Source organism: Variovorax paradoxus NBRC 15149 (assembly GCF_001591365.1).
In the GTDB taxonomy this organism is placed as follows: domain Bacteria; phylum Pseudomonadota; class Gammaproteobacteria; order Burkholderiales; family Burkholderiaceae_C; genus Variovorax; species Variovorax paradoxus.
In genome coordinates this window covers 1-478 of sequence record NZ_BCUT01000004.1, presented here as the reverse complement: position 1 = coordinate 478, position 478 = coordinate 1, and the positions used below count along the sequence as shown (strand labels likewise).

Here is a 478-nt window from a genome sequence, read left to right as displayed (position 1 = left end):
GTGGGCTGGATCGCTGCCCTTCACGTAGCTCAGCGTGTCGCCATCAGCATCGCTTCCGATGACCTGGCCGCTGACGGGCGTGTCTTCGTGCGTGGTCTGGGTGTAGTCCGGGACCGTGGGCAGATCGTTCACCGGGTTGACGGTCACGTTCACCGTGCTGGTGGTCGTGCCCCCGTGGCCGTCGCTCACCGTGACGGTGAAGCTGTCGGTGCCGTTGAAGTTCGGGCCGGGAACATAGGTGTAGGTGCCATCGGCGTTGACCGTCACCGTGCCGTGGGCCGGGTCGCTGCCCTTCACGTAGGTCAGCGTGTCGCCGTCGACGTCGCTTCCGATGATCTGCCCGCTGACCGGCGTGTCTTCGTCCGTGGTCTTGGTGTCGCCGAGCGCCGTCGGTGCTTCGTTGAGGTTCTGCTCATTGAGCGTGACGGGGATGTTCGTCGTGACCGTGCCATCGTTCGCGCCGACCACCAGCGCGTGC

At 65.7% G+C, this 478-nt stretch carries 1 protein-coding gene; it reads right to left on the bottom strand.

The window, feature by feature from the left end; genetic code table 11:
* Positions 1 to 478: cadherin-like domain-containing protein (locus VPA02S_RS20420; protein ID WP_155736620.1), on the bottom strand; the 478-nt coding region annotated here is incomplete at both ends.